The sequence below is a fragment of the Luteibacter sp. genome, assembly GCF_035539195.1.
In the GTDB taxonomy this organism is placed as follows: domain Bacteria; phylum Pseudomonadota; class Gammaproteobacteria; order Xanthomonadales; family Rhodanobacteraceae; genus Luteibacter.
Genome location: NZ_DATLIW010000033.1, coordinates 14,059 through 31,271 on the forward strand (window position 1 = coordinate 14,059; position 17,213 = coordinate 31,271).

The 17,213-nt window shown below is 66.4% G+C and carries 14 protein-coding genes; 9 read left to right on the plus strand and 5 right to left on the minus strand.

The window, feature by feature from the left end:
• Nucleotides 1-327 precede the first annotated feature (327 nt).
• Nucleotides 328-1,326, plus strand: a complete 999-nt coding sequence (locus VM621_RS12895; protein WP_325469371.1) for a polyprenyl synthetase family protein — start codon at nucleotides 328-330, stop codon at nucleotides 1,324-1,326.
• A 13-nt stretch (nucleotides 1,327-1,339) separates the two neighbouring features.
• On the opposite strand, the gene VM621_RS12900 is transcribed toward VM621_RS12895, so the two are convergent.
• The 3 genes from VM621_RS12900 to ubiH form a co-directional block, all read right to left on the minus strand.
• A complete protein-coding gene (locus tag VM621_RS12900; RefSeq protein ID WP_325469372.1) occupies nucleotides 1,340-2,134 on the minus strand; it encodes a dienelactone hydrolase family protein in 795 nt (264 codons plus the stop codon).
• A gap of 74 nt (nucleotides 2,135-2,208) precedes the next feature.
• Nucleotides 2,209-3,420: a UbiH/UbiF/VisC/COQ6 family ubiquinone biosynthesis hydroxylase gene (locus VM621_RS12905; protein WP_325469373.1), complete on the minus strand. Its 1,212-nt coding sequence runs from the start codon at nucleotides 3,418-3,420 to the stop codon at nucleotides 2,209-2,211.
• Entirely contained in the window at nucleotides 3,417-4,625 is a 1,209-nt protein-coding gene (gene ubiH / locus VM621_RS12910) for a 2-octaprenyl-6-methoxyphenyl hydroxylase (protein ID WP_325469374.1), read from the minus strand. The genes VM621_RS12905 and ubiH overlap by 4 nt, the downstream gene beginning before the upstream one ends.
• Nucleotides 4,626-4,722: 97 nt before the next feature.
• Between ubiH and VM621_RS12915 the strand changes: the two genes are divergently transcribed.
• From VM621_RS12915 to VM621_RS12945, 7 genes are all read left to right on the plus strand, one after another.
• Complete coding sequence (locus VM621_RS12915) at nucleotides 4,723-5,283, plus strand: cob(I)yrinic acid a,c-diamide adenosyltransferase (RefSeq protein ID WP_325469375.1); 561 nt, start codon at nucleotides 4,723-4,725, stop codon at nucleotides 5,281-5,283.
• 144 nt (nucleotides 5,284-5,427) lie between these two features.
• Nucleotides 5,428-7,950, plus strand: coding sequence for an LPS-assembly protein LptD (locus VM621_RS12920; RefSeq protein WP_325469376.1), 2,523 nt, complete (start codon nucleotides 5,428-5,430; stop codon nucleotides 7,948-7,950).
• Nucleotides 7,951-7,981: 31 nt separating this feature from the next.
• Nucleotides 7,982-9,358, plus strand: coding sequence for a peptidylprolyl isomerase (locus VM621_RS12925; RefSeq protein ID WP_325469377.1), 1,377 nt, complete (start codon nucleotides 7,982-7,984; stop codon nucleotides 9,356-9,358).
• A 6-nt stretch (nucleotides 9,359-9,364) separates the two neighbouring features.
• Entirely contained in the window at nucleotides 9,365-10,360 is a 996-nt protein-coding gene (gene pdxA / locus VM621_RS12930; RefSeq protein WP_325469378.1) for a 4-hydroxythreonine-4-phosphate dehydrogenase PdxA, read from the plus strand.
• On the plus strand, nucleotides 10,357-11,136 hold the full coding sequence (rsmA, locus tag VM621_RS12935; RefSeq protein ID WP_325469379.1) for a 16S rRNA (adenine(1518)-N(6)/adenine(1519)-N(6))-dimethyltransferase RsmA: 780 nt from the start codon (nucleotides 10,357-10,359) through the stop codon (nucleotides 11,134-11,136). Before pdxA ends, rsmA begins: the two co-directional genes overlap by 4 nt.
• Before the next feature lie 53 nt (nucleotides 11,137-11,189).
• Nucleotides 11,190-11,573: a Co2+/Mg2+ efflux protein ApaG gene (apaG, locus tag VM621_RS12940; RefSeq protein ID WP_325469380.1), complete on the plus strand. Its 384-nt coding sequence runs from the start codon at nucleotides 11,190-11,192 to the stop codon at nucleotides 11,571-11,573.
• Between the two features lie 56 nt (nucleotides 11,574-11,629).
• Nucleotides 11,630-12,481: a symmetrical bis(5'-nucleosyl)-tetraphosphatase gene (locus tag VM621_RS12945; RefSeq protein ID WP_325469381.1), complete on the plus strand. Its 852-nt coding sequence runs from the start codon at nucleotides 11,630-11,632 to the stop codon at nucleotides 12,479-12,481.
• Nucleotides 12,482-12,542: 61 nt separating this feature from the next.
• On the opposite strand, the gene secA is transcribed toward VM621_RS12945, so the two are convergent.
• Both secA and VM621_RS12955 read right to left on the minus strand, forming a co-directional pair.
• Nucleotides 12,543-15,257 carry a preprotein translocase subunit SecA gene (secA, locus tag VM621_RS12950; protein WP_325469382.1) on the minus strand — a complete coding sequence of 905 codons (2,715 nt, stop codon included), beginning with the start codon at nucleotides 15,255-15,257 and terminating at the stop codon, nucleotides 12,543-12,545.
• A gap of 131 nt (nucleotides 15,258-15,388) precedes the next feature.
• Nucleotides 15,389-16,327, minus strand: coding sequence for a M23 family metallopeptidase (locus VM621_RS12955; protein WP_325469383.1), 939 nt, complete (start codon nucleotides 16,325-16,327; stop codon nucleotides 15,389-15,391).
• 31 nt (nucleotides 16,328-16,358) lie between these two features.
• Between VM621_RS12955 and VM621_RS12960 the strand changes: the two genes are divergently transcribed.
• A complete protein-coding gene (locus VM621_RS12960; protein WP_325469384.1) occupies nucleotides 16,359-16,817 on the plus strand; it encodes a DUF721 domain-containing protein in 459 nt (152 codons plus the stop codon).
• Nucleotides 16,818-17,213: the final 396 nt, after the last annotated feature.

A 17,213-nucleotide genomic window follows, 5' to 3' on the forward strand; every position in this document is an offset into this window, starting at 1 on the left:
TGACCTTCTCGTGGGAGGAGGATCAGTGTCTGTGTTGGGCAGGGATGGGATCGATACGCGTCGGCTGAAACGCACGCCATCACCCGGCTTGTTCGCCAGCGGGGCTTCGACGACCCGCCGGACAGGTAGTTCCCGCACAGGTCCGGGTGAGCGCCTCGATGGACGGAAGAGCCTCCCGGCACGGGTGTCCGATGGCCGGAACGCGTCCGTCGACAGGCCGATAAGGAGGCAGGACAGGGAATCGGGCCGATTTGCCCGGCCGTAGACAGCGAAACCCCATGGCAGACCCTATACTGTGGGCCGATTTGTCGCACACGAACCTGGTCCATGGATTCCATCGCCGATCGCACCACCTCCCTCGATTTTGCCGGCGTCCGCGCCCTGGCGGCCGACGACATGAAGGAGGTCGACGCGCTGATCCGGCACCGACTGTCCTCCGACGTCGTGCTGATCAATGCCATCGCGGACCACATCATCGCCGGGGGCGGCAAGCGCCTGCGCCCGATGCTGCACGTCCTGGCGGCCCGCGCTGCGGGCTACGGTGGCCAGGAACATGCGAAGCTGGCCGCGATCATCGAGTTCATCCATACGTCCACCCTGCTCCACGACGATGTGGTCGACGAGTCCGACATGCGTCGCGGGCGCAAGACCGCGAATGCCCTCTGGGGCAATGCGGCCAGCGTGCTCGTCGGCGACTTCCTCTACTCGCGCTCGTTCCAGCTGATGGTGGAGCTGGACGACATGCGCATCATGCGGATCCTCGCCGATACGACGAACACCATCGCCGAGGGCGAGGTGTTGCAGTTGCTCAATATCGGCAATGCCGACGTGGACGAAGCCGCCTACCTGGCGGTGATCGAAAGGAAGACCGCGGTGCTCTTCGCCGCCGCCACCGAGCTCGGCGGCGTGCTGGGCGGCCTGCCGGAAAACCAGATCGCCGCGCTGCGCCGCTACGGCATGGAGCTGGGCTACGCGTTCCAGATCGCCGACGACCTGCTCGACTACGTGTCCGACGCGGAGACACTCGGCAAGAACATCGGCGACGACCTCGCCGAGGGTAAGCCGACCCTCCCCCTTATCTATGCGATGCAGTCGGCCGATGCCGAGCAGCTGAAATCCCTGCGCCATGCGATCGAGCACGGCGGACTCGACTCGCTCGACCGCATCGTGGCCGCGATCCGCGATTCGGGCGCGCTCGAACGCACCCACGATCGCGCGGTCTCCCATGCCCGGGCCGCACGGGCGGCGCTGGAAGAAATCGGCGCATCGCCGTTCCGCGATGCGCTGGCCGCCCTGGCCGATTATTCGGTCGAGCGGCGATTCTGACCGAACGAGTCGATCACTTCCTTGCGAAGGCTTCCGTCAGCCATGCGCGCATGGCTGCGTAGGCGCGGTTCGCCACCTTGGCGTCGTAACGGCAGTTGCCCGTGCTCGTCGTGGCTTCCTTCTCGGTGAAGCAGTGCACCGCACCACCGAAGTCGGTGGACGCCCAGTCGACCTTGGCATCGCGCATTTCCGCCTCGAAGGCGGCACGCTGCTCGGGCGGAACGTTGGTGTCGTCGGCCCCGTTCAGCGCCAGCACCTTGCCGTGGATGTTCGAAGCCAGCTTGGGATCGTCCGTGGCGAGCAGGCCGTGGAAGCTGACGACGGCGGCGACATCGGCGCCGGCGCGGGCCAGGTCGAGCACGGCGGAACCGCCGAAGCAGAAGCCGATAGCGGCGAGGCGCGCGGGATCGATCGGTGCATTCTTCTCCTGCGCCTTCAGTTCGGCGAACGCACGCGACACGCGCGACCGCATGATCTTGCGATCCGCGTAGAGGGGCTTCACCGCCGCACCGGCCTCCGCTTCCGAGGTCGGCCGCGTGTCGCCGCCGTACATGTCGGTCAGCAGGATCACGTAATCCTTGCCGGCAATGTCCTTGGCTTTCGCCAGTGCCATGTCGTTGACGCCGTACCAGTTGGGCACCATCACCAATCCGGGGCGCTTGGTCGCAACCGCATCGTCGTAGACCAGGAAGCTCTTGTAGGTCACCCCGGCATCGGTCCACTGGACCGGCTTGGCGACCATCGCGGCCGAGGCCGCCCCGACATGACCGAGCACGAGCAAGCAAAACACAAGCGACGAACGGCGCATCGGCGTGACTCCCTGGTTGAATGCGGCAAGCATAGGGCCGACCGCGAGACCTTGGTAGCGTGTGCGGCGCCCCCTCAGAGACCGGCGGCGTGGCGCGCCAGCCGGCTCTTCAACGGACCGAGGCGATCGAGAAGGCGGACCCCGAGGCCGCGTGCGGTGACCAGGGGGGACGATTGCCAGGCGTAGACCCGGGCAAGGGCGTCGAACGACCAGGCATCCAGCCCGTCGGCGCTGCGGCGGCGGCGCGCGTATCGCCGGAGGACATGGGTCGCCGCGAAGTCGCGACCTGCCTCCCGCGCTTGCACCAGGGTGTCGCGCAGTTCGGCGACATCGCGCAGGCCAAGGTTGACGCCCTGCCCCGCGAGGGGATGCACGGCATGGGCGGCGTCGCCGAGCAGGACCACGCGACCGACCTCGTAACGCTCGGCCAGTTTCAGCCGAAGCGGAAACGCGGCACGCCTGCCGACCGAAAGGATGGGACCGAGACGAAAATCGCTGGCAACACCGAGCGCCTGGCGGAAGGCCTCGTCATCGAGCGCCAGCACCCGCCTGGCTTCGGCGTCGGGCAGCGACCAGACGATCGAACTGCGCCCGTCGTCGAGCGGCAGGAAGGCAAGGGGTCCGCTGGGCAGGAAACGCTGCCAGGCCGTGCGTCGATGGGCGGCGGTCGTTTCGACATGGGCGACGACGGCACGCTGCGCGTAGTCGCGCCCATGGGTACCGATGCCGACCATGGCCCTCAAGGGTGACTCGGCGCCATCGGCAGCCACGACCAGGCGCGCGGTGACCGTCTGGCCGTCCGCCAGATCCAGCTGGGCCCGGTCTTCGCGCATGGCGTAGGCCGTCACCTCGGCCGGAACGATGCGGCGCACCCCGGCGTCGTCGAGCGCGTGCCAGAGGGTCGCCTGGACAAGGTTGTTCTCGACGATGTAACCGAGCACGTCACGCCCTTCGTCGGCCGCGTCGAAATGGATGGCAGCACCATTCTCCGCGTCCCATACATGCATGCGTTCATAGGCGGAGGCACGCGCCTCGCGGATGCGCGCCCAGACGCCGAGCTGGTCGAGCAGCGCCACCGACGAGGGCGCCAGGCCGACGACGCGCAGGTCCACCTCGTCCGACGCCGCCCAGGCGGCCGGCTCCCGGGCGTCGATCAGGGCCACCGAAAAACCGGCGCGGGCCAGGGCCAGGGCCGCGGCGGCGCCCACCATGCCACCGCCCACGACGGCGACATCGAGCAGGCTGCCCCGACGGCGGGAGGACTCGTTAGACCAGGCCTCGCTCACGGCGTTTTCTCCCTCACCGCCAGTGGCGCATGCGGCCGAAAGCCCATGCCGCGGCGGCTCAGCGCGTGGCGCAAGGGCGGCACGCGATCGAGCGCCAGCATTGCCAGCGAGCGCAACGGCCCAAGCAGGGGCTGGTCGAGGCAGGCGAGTCGCACGAGGCCGTGGCTCATGGCCATCGTCCCCTCGCGATCGTCCTCACGCCGCGCGGCATACGCCGCCAGCAAGGCCTGGGCGCCAGGATCGCTGGCCGCGGCGACGAGCTCGGCCAGCGTCAGGGCGTCGCGCAATCCCAGGTTGAAGCCTTGCGCGCCGATGGGATGAACCGTCTGCGCCGCATTGCCGACCAGGACCGCACGTTGCGCGACGAGGCTGTCCGCAGCGACGCGGCGAATGGGATACGGCGAACGCTTGCCCGGACGCGACAAGCGGCCCAGGCGCCAGCCGAAGCGCTCCTGGGCGAAAGCCGCGAAGGCCGCGTCGTCCATGGCGGCCACGGCACCGGCTTCGGCGGCGGCAACGGTCAACACGATGCCGATGCGCCGATCGGCCAACGGCAGCACGGCGACCGGGCCATCGTCGGTGAAACGCTCGAACGCGCGGCCGCGCGGGTCGCGCTCGGGAGTCATGGTGCTGACGAAGAGCCGCTGTTCGTAGTCGTACTCGCGCGTGCCGATACCCAGCTGGGCGCGAACGCCCGACTGGGTTCCGTCGGCACCGACAAGGAGCGGCGTGGCGATGACGCGGGTCTCGCCCGCGGACACGACGGTTACCGACCAGCCGTCTTCCAGGGCTTCGATGCCTTCGACCCGAGCGGGAGCGAGCCGGGTGAGAAGGCGACAGCTGTCGAGGCGGCGCAACAGCGCGGCACCGAGTTCGCGTGCCGGCAAGGTCCAGCCCAGCGCGTCCACCCCTTCGGCAGCCGCATCCATGCGCACGCTGCCGAAATCGCCGGCGCGGCTCGTATGGATGTGCGTGATCGGCGTCGCCCTGTCCTGCGCAAACGCCCAGACGCCGATCGCCGTCAGGCCGTTCACCGTGGCCCGGGCCAGCGCCAGGTTGCGCTCGTCGTAGCTGGGTTGCTCGTCCACCCGAGGGGCGGCCGCTTCGACGAGGGTGGCCGGCACCCCTGCGTTGTCCAGCGCGATGGCCAGGCTGGCACCCACCAGGCCGCCGCCGACGATAAGGATAGGTTGGGAAGATGTCATGCGCGGATGATAACCCCGCGGCGTGAAGGCGCCGCTGGTGCGGCCCCCTGCCACAGCCGGGCCCCAGCATCGAGATGGGCCGCGATAGAATGCCGCGATGGGCAATCGACTCTCGAAGATCTACACACGCACCGGCGACGACGGCAGCACCGGCCTCGGCGATGGCAGCCGCACCGGCAAGGATTCCCTGCGCGTCACCGCCTACGGCACCGTCGACGAGCTCAACAGCGCCATCGGCATGACCATGGCCGCCGACGGAGTGGACGACGATATCCGCGACGCGCTGGCGCAGATCCAGCACGAGCTGTTCGACCTCGGCGGCGAGCTATGCATCCCCGGCATGGCCATGGTCCAGCCCGGCGACATCGACCGCCTCGAGACCGTGCTCGACGCCTTCAACGCGGACCTGCCCGCCCTGAAGGATTTCATCCTGCCCGGCGGCGGCATGGCGGCCGCGACCTGCCACCTCGCCCGGACCATATGCCGGCGCGCCGAACGTGACGTCGTCGCGCTCGGACGCGTGGAGACGGTGCGACCCGAGGCCCAGCGCTACCTGAATCGTTTGTCCGACCTGCTCTTCGTCGTCGCACGCGTTCTGGCCCGTCGAAGCGGCCATGGCGAGGTGCTCTGGCAGCATGAACGCCGCCCGCGGGGCTGAGCGGGCGGTGTAAGCTCAATCGGCAGGCGCGGCGATCGACGGCGCGCTCTCTAGGGGTCCAGAGCTATGGGTGACTTGCCATCGTGCGATGTGGCTGACGATTCTGCTAACTTGGCCGCCTTTCGAGCGAATAAGACCGAGCCTGTGACGCCACGCAACAGCATCCTGCCTAAACGCCGCCTGCTGGCGACAGCCGTCGCCTTCATCGTGTCCAGTGCCGCCCAGGCCGCCCAGGTGGCGCCGGCGCCGGTAGCTCCCGCCCAGGCGGGTACCACGACCCAGGCCGCACCCGTCGCCACCTGTGAACTGGGCTCGTTCTTCTGCCCGGCCCGGCCGGTGAACTACAACATGTGCCGTCCGAACGCCATGCTCTCCTTCTACGAGCCGGCAATAACCAAGGACACGTCGCTGCGCGAGACCGCGGTGACCGACGTGCATTCGGGCCTGGACGACGGCACCAGCGGCGTCAAGGTCGAAAGCCCGGAGCCGGACGTCTACCACCTGACCGGCGGCGTTCGTCTCGAGCGCGCCGACCAGGTCATGCGCGCCGACGACGTCACCTACAACTCGGCCTCCACCGCCTACGACGCCAAGGGCAACGTGCGGTACCAGGAAGCGGGCATGCTGGTTTCCGCCGACCGCATGACCGGCACCACCACGCCCAACCAGGCCGACGCCGATCACGTCACCTACCAGCTGCTGCAGTCGCGCGGCAACGGTGTCGCCGACCACGCCAAGGTCATGGACCCGCAGCACGGCCGCTTCAACATGGCCACGTATTCCACCTGCGACGTCGGTAGCCGCATGTGGGAGTTCCGCGCGAAGACGATGAACCTGAACAAGGATACCGGCGTCGGCGAAGCGCGCAGCGCCACCATGCGCTACAGGGGCGTGCCCTTCGTCTACCTGCCCTACTTCAGCTTCCCGCTGGACGACCGCCGGAAGAGCGGCTTCCTTTACCCGAACTTCGGCTCCAACAGCTACTCGGGCGCGTACTTCACGATTCCCTACTACTTCAACCTGGCGCCGAATTACGACGCCACGCTGGAGCCGGGCATCTACACCGATCGCGGCATCATGCTCGGTGGCGAGTTCCGTTACCTGACGCCGCGCTCGAACGGCAGCTTCGACCTGCACTACATGGCCCACGACAAGGGCGAAGACCAGGACATCAGCCACACCAGCGACCGCGACGGCTCCAAGCAGCGCTGGCTGCTGCAGATCGCCAACTCGACCAACCTCGGCGACGGCTTCGGCTTCGGTGCCAACATCAATCGCGCGTCGGACAACCAGTACTTCCGCGACTTCGGCAACAACATCTACACCAACGGCGTCACCCTGCTTTCGTCCAGCGCCTATGTCAGCAAGGGCGGCAAGTACTGGACCGCCAGCCTGGGCGCGGACGACTACCAGAACGTCGACGCCGGCCTGCCGAACTACGTGGCGCCGTACCGCCGCTGGCCGCGCGGCACGTTCAACTTCAACGCGCCGGTGCTCAGCTGGCTCGACGGCGGCATCGACAGCGAAATCGTGAACTTCCGCAAGGAAGATCCCGCGCCGGTGAGTCCGGGGTTTCCCGGCCAGGTCGACGGTACCCGCCTGGATCTCGCGCCGTTCCTCGCGGCCGACTTCCAGGGCGCCGCGTGGTTCATCCGTCCGCGCATCGAGTATCGCTATACCGATTACCGCCTCGACACCGACTACCAGCACTACAACTACACGCAGCGCGATCCGTCGCGCTCGCTGCCGATCGCCAACGTCGACGCCGGCCTGATCTTCGACAAGCAGACGAACCTGTTCGGCACCAACTACACGCAGACGCTCGAGCCGCGCCTGTATTACCTGTATGTGCCCTACCGCAACCAGAACAACCTGCCCCTGTTCGATACGAGCGAAATGTCGTTCGACTTCTGGCAGTTGTTCAGCAACAACCGGTTCTCCGGCGCCGATCGTCAGATGGACGCCAACAACCTGACGGCCGCCCTGACCACACGCCTGCTCGACGACCACGGCGTGGAACGGTTCTCGGCCAGCGTGGGCCAGATCCGCTACTTCAGCGACCAGAAGGTGCAGTCTCCCTTCGTCGCACCGACCAATTTCGCCGGCTCGGACTACATCGCGCAGGTCGGCATGCAGTTCAACGACAACTGGCGGATGAACACGTCCTACCAGTGGGATCCGAACAAGAAGCCCAGCCCCTACCTCAACGGGGACGCGCAGTCGTTCCAGCAGGGGCACGACACCGATCTGGCCACGGTCCAGGTGCAGCGCCGTATCAAGGGCGACGGCATCATCAACTTCTCGTACCGCTATCGGCGGAACGTGATGGAACAATTCGACACCTCCGTGGTCTTTCCTGTGTCCGAGCGCTGGCGCGCACTGGCGCGATGGGTCTTCGCCCGCCGCGACGTCCTGCCCGTCTACACGCCCGGCGGCATCGGGCCCTTCAACACGTTCACTTACTCGCATCGCACGCTGGATGCCGCGGTGGGTTTCGAGTACGACAGCTGCTGCGTCGCCTTCCGCGTACTCGGCCGCCACTTCGTCCGCGACTACACCCGGCAGACCGCCAACGCGATCATGTTCGAGATGGAATTCAAGGGCCTGGGCTCCGTGAACCCCGAGACGGGTAGCTATCTGCGGCGTGCTATCCTTGGCTATCAATAAAGAGGGGCAGGTGCCCCGGGCTCCCTATTCGATGAAGCAGATTCTTGCGTATTCCCTGCTGGCCGCCGCCCTGGCGACGGCCGTCCCCACCGCCCATGCCCAGCTGATGCCTTCGGCCCAGCCGGCAAAGGGCGGGAGCGCTTCCGGTAACGGTTCGCTCGACCGCATCGTCGCGGTCGTCGAGGACGACATCATCCTGCAGAGCGAGCTGGACGAAGCGATCAACGCCATCGTCAAGCAGTACGCCGCGAATCCCGCCCAGTTGCCGCCGCACGATGTGCTCGCGCGGCAGGTGCTGGATCGCCTCATCCTGATGAAGATCCAGGTCCAGCAGGCTGCCAACCAGAACATCAAGGTCTCCGACCAGGATGTGGACCAGGCCGCCGCCAACGTGGCCCAGCAGAACAAGATGAGCCCCGAGCAGCTTCGCGCCGCGGTCGAGCAGGACGGCTACAGCTACGCCGGCTTCCGTCAGCAGCTGTCCGACCAGATCACCGCCCAGAAGCTGCACGAGAGCGTCGTTCGCGACCAGGTCAACGTGACCGATACCGAGGTCAACAACATGCTCGCCAGCCCGACCTACAAGGGCGGCGAAGTGCACCTGGCGCACATCCAGATCAGCACCCCGGCCAACGGCAGCGCGAACGATATCGCCGCCGCGCAGACCAAGGCGGAAGAAACGCTGAAGGCGATCAAGGGCGGCATGGACTTCAACGCCGCGGCCATCCGCTACTCCGACGCGCCCGACGCCCTCGATGGCGGCGACCTCGGCTGGCGCCGGCTCGATGAAGTGCCGCCGGCATTCGCCGATGCGGTCACCGGCCTCAAGCCGGGCGAGAACACGGCCGCGCTGCGCGGTCCGACCGGCTTCCATATCCTCAAGCTGGTCGAGACCCGCCAGCCGGGCCGCCAGATCGTCACCGAATACCACGCCCGTCAGATCCTGATCAAACCGTCGGAAATCGTCACGCCGGAACAGGCGGAGAAGAAGGCGCAGGACATCTACACCCGCGTGGTCGACAAGAAGGAAGACTTCGCCAAGCTCGCGAAGGAAGACTCCAAGGACACCACCACCGCGAACAACGGCGGCGACATGGGTTGGTTCGCCGCGGATGCCTGGGGCCAGGCCATCGGTGCGCAGATCGCCACCCTGAAGGACAACGAGGTATCGCATCCGATCCAGACGGATGCCGGCTGGATCGTCCTGCAGCGCCTTGGTTCGCGCCAGAGCGACCTGACCGACCAGCTGCAGCGCGACCAGGCCCGTCAGGCCATCGGCAACCGCAAGGCCGACGCGGCCTACGAGAGCTACCTTCGCGAACAGCGCTCCTCGGCCTACGTGAACATCCTGGTACCGGAACTCAAGGATCCGGACGACAAGCAGGCTTCGGCCACGCCCGCCCAGTAAGCCACCATGACCGCGACCACCCTGCCACGGCTCGCCGTTACCGCCGGCGAGCCCGCCGGGGTAGGTCCCGAACTGGTCGCTCGCCTTGCCGCGAGCGACCTGCCCGCCGACCTCATCGCGATCACCGATCGCGACCTGCTCCGCCGGGCCGCCGCCATCTGCGGCATCGACCTCACCATCAGCGACGACGACGGCTCCCGCCTCACGGCCAGGGCGCCCGGGCACGTGCGCGTGCGGCACGTGCCCCTCGGCGAGCGGGAAGTCCCTGGCCAGCCGAGCCCCGCCAATGCGCGACACGTGCTCGACATGCTCACGGTGGCCGCCGACGGCTGCCTCGACGCCGGGTTCGACGCGGTGGTCACCGGCCCCGTACAGAAATCCAGCATCAACGAGGCCGGCGTGCCCTTCAGCGGACACACCGAGTTCTTCGCCGAGCGTGCCGGCCGCGACGTCGTGATGATGCTGGCCAGCCCGGCTCTGCGCGTGACCCTGGCGACCACCCACCTGCCGCTGTCGGCGGTGCCCTCGGCCGTGACCGCGGATCTGCTCGAACGCGTCCTGCGCATCGTCACCGGTTCGCTGACTTCGCTTTATGGCCTGGCTCGCCCGCGCGTGGCCGTGCTCGGCCTCAACCCGCACGCGGGGGAAGGCGGTCACATGGGCCGGGAGGAGATCGAAACGATCATCCCCCTGATGGAGCGCCTGCGCGGCGAGGGGATGGCTCTGCTGGGGCCGCTCCCGGCCGACACCGCCTTCGTGCCGGCCATGCGCCCACACTACGATGCCGTCCTCGCGATGTATCACGACCAGGCGCTGCCCGTCCTGAAGAGCGAAGCGTTCGACAGCACGGTCAACGTGACGCTCGGCCTGCCCTTCATCCGCACGTCCGTCGACCACGGAACGGCGCTGGATCTGGCCGGCACCGGCCGCGCGGATCCGGCCAGCCTGTTCGCCGCGACACGGCTTGCCATCGACTTCGCCAACCATCGGGCCGCCGTATGAACGCACGCCCCAAGAAAAGCTTCGGTCAGCACTTCCTGCATGACAAGCGCTACATCGATCGCATCGTCTCCTCCATCGCCCCGAAAGACGGCGACACCGTGGTCGAGATCGGTCCCGGCGAGGGCGCGATGACGATGCCCCTGCTGGCCGTGGCCAGACGGATGACGGCGATCGAGCTGGACACCGATCTGATACCCGGCCTGCAGGAGCGCGCCACCGCCATCGGCGAGCTGCGCATCGTGCATTCGGATGTCCTCAAGGTGGACTTCACGGCGCTTGCCCGCGAGCTTGGCGCCGAGCGCCTGCGCATCGCCGGCAACCTGCCCTACTACATTTCCAGTCCCATCCTGTTTCATTGCGTGGAGCACGCCGCAGCGATCCAGGACATGCACTTCATGCTGCAAAAGGAAGTGGTCGACCGCATGGCGGCCGAGCCCGGCAGCAAGGTCTATGGCCGGCTCAGCGTGATGCTGCAGCTCGCCTGCAAGGTCACGCCATTGTTCACGGTCCCGCCGGGCGCCTTCCGCCCGCCGCCCAAGGTGGATTCCGCTGTCGTCCGCCTCGTGCCGCTACCCGCCGATCAGCTGCCCACGGCGGACCCGGTCAAGATCTACAAGGTCGTGAAGGCCGCCTTCGCCATGCGCCGCAAGACCCTCTCCAACACGCTGAAAGGGCTCGTGGACGAAACGACCATCCGCGATCTCGGCATCGATCCGCGCGCCCGGGCCGAGACCCTTCCCCCCGGCGACTTCGTGAAGCTCGCCAACGCGATGTGAAGGTCCTTGCGGGCATACTTGCCCGCCCTGTCCCCGTCCCCGACAATCGGTCCATGAACTCCAAAACACCCTACACGATCGACGTGGAGGTCGAATCCCGCTTCGTCCCCGACCAGTCGCAGCCAACCGACAACCGCTACGTCTTTGCCTATACCATCACGTTGCGCAATGCGGGTGCGACGGGTGCGCAGCTGATGACCCGCCACTGGGTCATCAAGGATGCGAACGGCAAGGTCGAGGAAGTACGTGGCGACGGCGTAGTCGGCGAGCAGCCGTGGATGCGCCCGGGCGAATCGTTCGAGTACACCTCCGGCGCCGTTCTCGAGACCGCGGTGGGCACCATGGAAGGCAGTTACAGCATGATCGCCGATGACGGCACGCAGTTCGATGCCCCCATTCCGACTTTCGTGCTTTCGATACCTCGCACGCTCCACTAGGATCGACTCATGGATAGCGTGCACGCCGGCAACGGCGCCATGGAGCAGCAGGACTGATGGCCGTCTACGCAATCGGCGACGTCCAGGGCTGCTACCCCGAACTCCAGCGCCTGCTGGAAAAGATTCGCTTCGACCCGGCGAACGACCGCCTGTGGTTCTGCGGCGACCTGGTCAACCGTGGCGGCGAGTCGCTCGCCACGCTGCGCCTGATTCATTCGTTGCGTGAGCAGAGCATCATCACGCTCGGCAACCACGACCTCTCGCTGCTGGCGATCGGCCAGCGCCGCGAAGACGCGCAGCAGCGCGTGAATCCGGAACTGCGCGAGGTGCTCTTCGCCGACGACGCACCGGTGCTCCTGGAATGGATGCGCATGCAGAAGCTGCTGCACCACGACGAAGCGCTCGGATGGACGATGATCCACGCCGGCCTCGCGCCGAGCTGGACGTTGCGCCAGGCACAGCGTGCGGCGCTGGAGGTGGAGCGCGAACTCGGTGGCCCGCGGCACCAGCGTTTGCTCAAGAATCTCTTCGGCAACCGGCCGCCAGGCTGGAACAACCGGCTGCAGGGCGTCGAGCGTCATCGCGCCACGATCAACACGCTTACGCGGATGCGTTATTGCGACATCAACGGCCGCATCGACTTCGAAGGCAAGGGCACGCCTGGCACGCAGAAGCCCGGCATGTATCCGTGGTTCGAAGTGCCGGGTATGCGGCGCCGCGAAACGAAGATCGTGTGCGGTCATTGGTCTGCGCTGGGTCGCTTCGCCGGCCTGGGTGTGTACGCGATCGACACCGGTTGCGTATGGGGCGGCCAGCTCACCGCGCTGCGCCTGGATACGCCGGAGCCGGAGTACGTCACCGTCGACGCCGAACCCTATCGCCAGAAGCCCAAAGGCGGCGGCGACTAGTACAGTGGAATCAGGAAACCCCTGCGCAGAAAAAACCCGCCTTTCGGCGGGTTTTTCGTTATCAGCTCAACTGACCGTGGCAGTGCTTGTACTTCTTGCCGGATCCGCAGGGGCAGGGATCGTTGCGACCGACCTTGGGGCCGTCGTTCAACACCGGTGCGATCGCCGGTTCGGCCACGGCATTGTCGCCGCCCACACCCATCTGCTGGGCATCGGCATGCTGGAACTGCAAGCGCTGTGCCTCGGCGGCACGCTGCTGCTCGGCCTCCATGGCGGCGACTTCGTCTTCGCTGCGAATGCGGATACGCGCAAGCATCTGCACCACTTCACTCTTGATGCGGTCGAGCATCTCCGAGAACAGCTCGAAGGACTCACGCTTGAACTCCTGCTTCGGCTGCTTCTGTGCATAGCCGCGCAGGTAGATGCCCTGACGCAGGTAATCCATGCTTGCCAGGTGCTCCTTCCAGGCGTTGTCGACCACCGAGAGCATCACGTGCTTTTCGAGCGAGCGCATGGTGTCGGCGCCGACCTGGACTTCCTTCTCGGCGAACAGCGCGTCCACGGCCGCACGCACGTGCTCGAGGATGGCTTCGGCATCGACGTCCTTCTGGCTTTCGACCCAGTGCGGCAGGTCGATACGCAGATTGAGCTCACTGGCCAGCTCGCGGTCGAGACCGGCGATATCCCACTGGTCGTCGATGCTGTCGGCGGGCACGTACTTGCGGACGAGCGCCACCACGACATCCTGGCGGATGTCGACGATCATGTCGGAAATGTCGTCGATCTCGAGCAGCTCGTCGCGCTGGGCGTAGATCACCTTGCGCTGGTCGTTGGCGACGTCGTCGAACTCGAGGAGGTTCTTGCGGATGTCGAAGTTGTGCTGCTCGACCTTGCGCTGGACCTTTTCGATCTGGCGCGTGATCAGGCGATCCTCGAGCGCTTCGTCTTCCTTCATGCCGAACATCTGCATCCAGCGGCCGATACGCTCGCCACCGAAGATGCGCATCAGGTTGTCCTGCAGCGACAGGTAGAAGCGCGAGGAACCCGGGTCGCCCTGACGGCCCGAACGGCCGCGCAGCTGGTTGTCGATGCGACGCGATTCGTGGCGTTCGGTGCCGACGATATGCAGGCCGCCCGAGGCGAGTACCTGCTCGTGGCGCTTCTTCCATTCCTCGCGCGTCTTCTGGCGATCGGCATCGGTTGCCGTTTCGGGCAACGTCGCCAGCAAGGCTTCGAGGCTGCCACCGAGCACGATGTCGGTACCGCGACCCGCCATGTTGGTGGCGATCGTCACCGAGCCCGGCGCGCCGGCCTGGGCAACGATGTGCGCTTCGCGCTCATGCTGCTTGGCGTTGAGCACCTCGTGGGGAATCTTCTCTTTCTTCAGCAGGCCCGAGACGAGTTCCGAGACGTCGATGGACGCGGTGCCGACGAGCACCGGCTGGCCCCGCTGGAAGCACGCCTTGATGTCGTCGATGACCGCCTTGTACTTGGCGTCGGGGCCGAGGAACACCGAGTCCGGGTTGTCCACGCGGATCATCGGCTTGTGCGTCGGGATGACCACCACTTCCAGGCCGTAGACGGTCTGGAACTCGTAGGCTTCCGTGTCGGCCGTGCCGGTCATGCCGGCCAGCTTCTTGTACATGCGGAAAAGGTTCTGGAACGTCACCGTGGCGAGCGTCTGGTTCTCGCGCTGGATCGGCACGCCTTCCTTCGCTTCGACCGCCTGGTGCAGGCCGTCGGACCAACGACGACCCGCCAGCGTACGGCCGGTGAACTCGTCGACGATGATGACTTCGCCGTCGCGGACGATGTAATCGACATCGCGCTGGTAGATCGCGTTCGCGCGCAGCGCCGCGTTCATGTGATGGACGACGGCCAGGTTCTTCGAGTCGTAAAGACCGCTGTCCGGCTCGATGACACCCGCCTCGCGCAGCAGCTGCTCCGCGTGCTCCATGCCCTCTTCGGACATGTGCACCTGCTTGCCCTTCTCGTCGACGAAGTAGTCGCCGCCGGTGTCTTCCTTTTCCTGACGGGTCAAGCCCGGCACGATCTTGTTCACCGCGATGTAAAGCTGCGGGGAATCCTCGGCGGGGCCGGAGATGATCAGCGGCGTACGGGCTTCGTCGATAAGAATCGAGTCGACCTCGTCGACGATGGCGTAGTGCAGGCCGCGCTGGTTGCGCTGCTCCTTGCTGAGCGCCATGTTGTCGCGAAGGTAGTCGAAGCCGAACTCGTTGTTCGTGCCGTAGGTGATGTCCGCCTGGTAGGCGCTGCGCTTGTCGGCGTGGTCCATGCCCGGGTACACCACACCGACCGTCAGGCCGAGGAAGTTGTATAGGCGTCCCATCTGCGCCGAGTCGCGGCGAGCCAGGTAGTCGTTCACGGTAACCACGTGAACGCCCTTGCCTTCGAGCGCGTTGAGATACACCGGCAGCGTACCGACGAGGGTCTTGCCCTCACCCGTACGCATTTCGGCGATACGACCGCCGTGCAGCACCATGCCACCGATGAGCTGGACATCGTAGTGGCGCATGCCGAGCACGCGCTTGGCGGCCTCGCGAGTGACCGCGAAGGCTTCGGGCAGCAGGGCGTCGAGGGTCTCGCCAGCGGCGAGACGCTGACGGAAGTCGTCGGTCTTGCCGCGCAGCGCGTCGTCGGAAAGCTTTTCGAATTCCGGCTCGAGGGCGTTGATGCGCTTGACCGTCTTGGAGAGGTCACGCAGCACCCGCTCGTTACGGCTGCCGAAAATACTCGTCAGTGCACGATTGAACATCGATCATCCGGATCTGAAACGAAAAGGGCTGCCGGAAAGCGCAAAGCCGACCGGCACGAAGGGACGATCATACTACGGGCGTCCCCGGCTTTCCTCGGGGTGGCGGCTGAGGGTTCCGGATTCAAGCCCGATCAGCGGTGGCTCTTCACGAAGGCCAGCGGATTCACGACGCGGTCGTGGTACCAGACCTCGAAATGGACGTGCGAGCCGGTCGAGCGGCCGGTGGATCCGGCCTTGGCGATGACGTCGCCCACCCGAACGCGCTGACCAGGGTGCGCGACAAGGGCGCTGTTGTGCGCGTAACGGGTCATGTACCCATTGCCGTGGTCGATTTCGACGACATCGCCGTAGCCGCTGCGCTGACCCGCGAAAGTGACCATGCCTTCAGCCACCGCCGTGACGGGCGTACCCGTGGGGGTGGCGATATCGATGCCCGTATGGCGCGCGCTGTGCCCGCTGAACGGATCCGGGCGACCGCCGAAATAGGAGGAAATGTAGCCATTGACCGGCATACCGGTGGGCCGGAGGCTGGATTCGATGCTGCGGTCCATCAGCATGTCACGCAGGGCCTCGAGCTGGGCCTGCTGGGCATCGAACTGGCCGGACAGCTGGTCGATGCTCTTGCCCAGGGACTCGGGAAGCGCGTACGCGCCGGCATCGGCTGGATTGGTCACTTCGAGACCACCCTGGCCGGGCTCCTCGTCGAAATTGAATTCGCCGTCATCCAGCTTGCCGACCTGGGTCAGACGCTCGCCGAGGGCATTGAGCCGGACCGACTGGGCCTGGAGCTGGCCGAGCTTGACGGCGAGGGCGTCGAGGTCGCGTTGGGCGTCGCGCTTGATCTGGGCGACCTGCGCATCCTGGCCCCCTACCTGGGCCTGCAGGCCGCCGAGGTCGCCCAGTGCGCGATCTTTCGGACTGGCGACCGCTAGAGCCACCGCGGCGCCGACACCGGCAATGCCGATAAAGCCGGCCAGGGCCATCGCCGTCACCTTGCAGCGCAGGCGCCGGCAGGTGAGATCCAGCGTTTTCGGCCCTTTCTGGCCACGAGACACGAGTATGATCTGCATACGTTCCACATCGAATAGTTGAAGCCGGTCCATGCCACCGCCGTACCAACCGTCCCGCCGCTCCACCCATGGACTGAAGTCCATCTCGGAGTTCGGACCTGTCGCGTCGCTGGCCAAACGAGCCCGCGAACTCGACACGTTGGACCGCCAACTGCGCGCGACGCTGCCGCAACCGCTGCGCGACAACGTCCGCTTTGCGGACCTGCGCGACGGCCGGCTCGTCTTCCTTGCGCCCTCCTCGGCCTGGGCATCGCGGGTGCGCCTTTACCAGACGCAGATCCTCGAGGCCGCCCGCGCCCTCGGCGCGAAAGCCAGTTCGGTTGCCGTGAAAGTGGCCCCCCTACCGGTCGAGGAAGTCATTCCCGACCGACATAAACCGCTTTCCGCCTCGGCCGCCCGCCATCTGCGCGCTGCCGCGGCGTCACTCTCCGACCCCACGTTGCGGGATCTGTTCCTGAAATTGGCCTCCGAGGCCGAAATTTCAGAATAATTCTATACTTACGACCGAAACGTTCGATCCGTAAGTAGCACCGGATCCGCCGGGGCGGCCAACTTTATAGCACGCATGATCCCCGTGAACACCTAAAATGGACGTAAAGTTCACGTGGTCGTGACGGCGATCACGGGGGCTCCCACGCCCCCCATGGCCCGGCTCGTACTGCGCAACGAAAATGGTTCATCGCGGAAGTCCGGGGACGCCGAAGGCATTGGTTCACTCAGCGGCTGATGTCGCGGCGGCGGGCTGGGACGTGGCGGCGCAGAGCCTTCGGTGCCCACCCTCGCTGCTCAGACAGGTCCTCCGCGTTTCGTACCGGAAAGGCCGCTGCGCGGCCCATGTTCTTATTGGCCTACGGCCGCTCCACTTGTGCGGAACTCGCCTCGAGGG

What these genes read in the sequence shown, in the direction of transcription:
- VM621_RS12895 (WP_325469371.1), top strand. Translation starts at nt 328, where the DNA reads ATGGATTCCATCGCCGATCGCACCACCTCCCTCGATTTTGCCGGCGTC.
- VM621_RS12900 (WP_325469372.1), bottom strand. Translation starts at nt 2,134, where the DNA reads ATGCGCCGTTCGTCGCTTGTGTTTTGCTTGCTCGTGCTCGGTCATGTC.
- ubiH (WP_325469374.1), bottom strand. Translation starts at nt 4,625, where the DNA reads ATGACATCTTCCCAACCTATCCTTATCGTCGGCGGCGGCCTGGTGGGT.
- VM621_RS12915 (WP_325469375.1), top strand. Translation starts at nt 4,723, where the DNA reads ATGGGCAATCGACTCTCGAAGATCTACACACGCACCGGCGACGACGGC.
- VM621_RS12925 (WP_325469377.1), top strand. Translation starts at nt 7,982, where the DNA reads ATGAAGCAGATTCTTGCGTATTCCCTGCTGGCCGCCGCCCTGGCGACG.
- pdxA (WP_325469378.1), top strand. Translation starts at nt 9,365, where the DNA reads ATGACCGCGACCACCCTGCCACGGCTCGCCGTTACCGCCGGCGAGCCC.
- rsmA (WP_325469379.1), top strand. Translation starts at nt 10,357, where the DNA reads ATGAACGCACGCCCCAAGAAAAGCTTCGGTCAGCACTTCCTGCATGAC.
- apaG (WP_325469380.1), top strand. Translation starts at nt 11,190, where the DNA reads ATGAACTCCAAAACACCCTACACGATCGACGTGGAGGTCGAATCCCGC.
- VM621_RS12945 (WP_325469381.1), top strand. Translation starts at nt 11,630, where the DNA reads ATGGCCGTCTACGCAATCGGCGACGTCCAGGGCTGCTACCCCGAACTC.
- secA (WP_325469382.1), bottom strand. Translation starts at nt 15,257, where the DNA reads ATGTTCAATCGTGCACTGACGAGTATTTTCGGCAGCCGTAACGAGCGG.
- VM621_RS12955 (WP_325469383.1), bottom strand. Translation starts at nt 16,327, where the DNA reads ATGCAGATCATACTCGTGTCTCGTGGCCAGAAAGGGCCGAAAACGCTG.
- VM621_RS12960 (WP_325469384.1), top strand. Translation starts at nt 16,359, where the DNA reads ATGCCACCGCCGTACCAACCGTCCCGCCGCTCCACCCATGGACTGAAG.